Raw genomic sequence first — 1,451 nt, 5'->3', positions numbered from 1 at the left:
AATGATGGTGCTCTAACCCTTGGGGTAGACCAACGGTCTATTGATGGTTTTTCCATGGATCAGATTGACAAATTGATTAAGGTTTTAAGAAACAAGAGCTATCAACCCTATCCTTCTAAGAGGATTTATATCCCGAAGAAAAATGGCAAAAGACGACCATTGGGAATACCGAGCTTTTGCGACAAATTGGTCCAAGAAGTTATTCGTTTGATATTGGAGGCTATATTTGAACCCTCTTTCTCCTCCTCATCTCATGCCTATCAGGGGAAGAAGAGTTGCCACAGCGCCCTGTTAGAGATTAAACGTACGTTCACAGGGAGCAAATGGTTTGTGGAAGGGGATATCAAGGGATTTTTTGACAACATTGAACACCATACCCTCATAAAAATCCTAAGAAAAAGGATTGCTGATGAAGCATTCCTAGATCTTATATGGAAATTCCTGCGGGCTGGATATGTAGAGGAATGGAAGTTTCATCAAACATATAGTGGAGCGCCGCAAGGAGGAATCATTAGTCCCATACTCTCCAATATCTATTTAAACGAATTGGATACTTATATAAAAGAATATAGGGACCAATTTAATGTCGGAAGGAAACGTAGAAGAAACCCTAAATATCGACAATTAAGCTCAGAAAGTGCAGATATCCAGAAAGAAATAAAACAAGCCTATGAACAAGGAAATAACCAAGCTGTCGATGAGCTAAAGAAGCAACTAACACAGGTTGAAGAAACCTTGCTTCGAACAAGCTACAGTAATCCCATGGATTCAGAATACCGAAGGTTATCATATGTTCGTTACGCAGATGATTTTCTTATCGGGATTATAGGATCAAAGAAGGATGCTAAACAGGTTAGGGATGATATTGCCACTTACTTGGCAAAAAAGTTAAATCTTGAGTTATCTATGGAAAAAACGTTAATTACCCATGCGTCCAACAAATCAGCACATTTTTTAGGGTATGAAATCGAAATCGTAAAAAACCATTCATTCCGTCGGAATCGTCTGGGAAGGAAGCAAAGGTTACTGAATGGGAAAGTGAAGCTTAAAATGCCCCACAAGGCATGGGTAGACAAGCTCCAAAAATATAAAGCCATTAAAATGTGTGCTGATGGAACGTGGAAACCAAAATTCAGGGGCTACTTTCAACATAGTGAAGACATCGAAATTGTCGCACAATATAATAGTGAAATCAGAGGATTGTATAACTATTTTCGACTAGCTGAAAACGTGAGCAACCATATGCATCGCTTCTCTTATTTCATGTACTATTCGATGCTTAAAACTTTTGCATCAAAGTACAGAACGAATGCCAAACATATCCGAAAGAAATATGAAAAAAACAAAAAGTTCACTGTTGAATATCAAACCAGCAAAGGTACTCAACACATGCACTTTATAAATAGAAGCTTTCCAAGAATAGCAGGTTTATCAAAAGAACAAGTAGATCT

1 protein-coding gene is annotated in these 1,451 nt (G+C 38.0%); it reads left to right on the top strand.

Features of this window, described 5'->3' with window-relative positions; genetic code table 11:
- Window positions 1-1,451: reverse transcriptase/maturase family protein (locus BLW54_RS20225; RefSeq protein ID WP_074736544.1), on the top strand; the 1,451-nt coding region annotated here is incomplete at both ends.

Source organism: Halobacillus karajensis (assembly GCF_900108515.1).
GTDB lineage: Bacteria > Bacillota > Bacilli > Bacillales > Halobacillaceae > Halobacillus > Halobacillus karajensis.
This window is presented reverse-complemented; position numbering and strand designations above follow the sequence as displayed.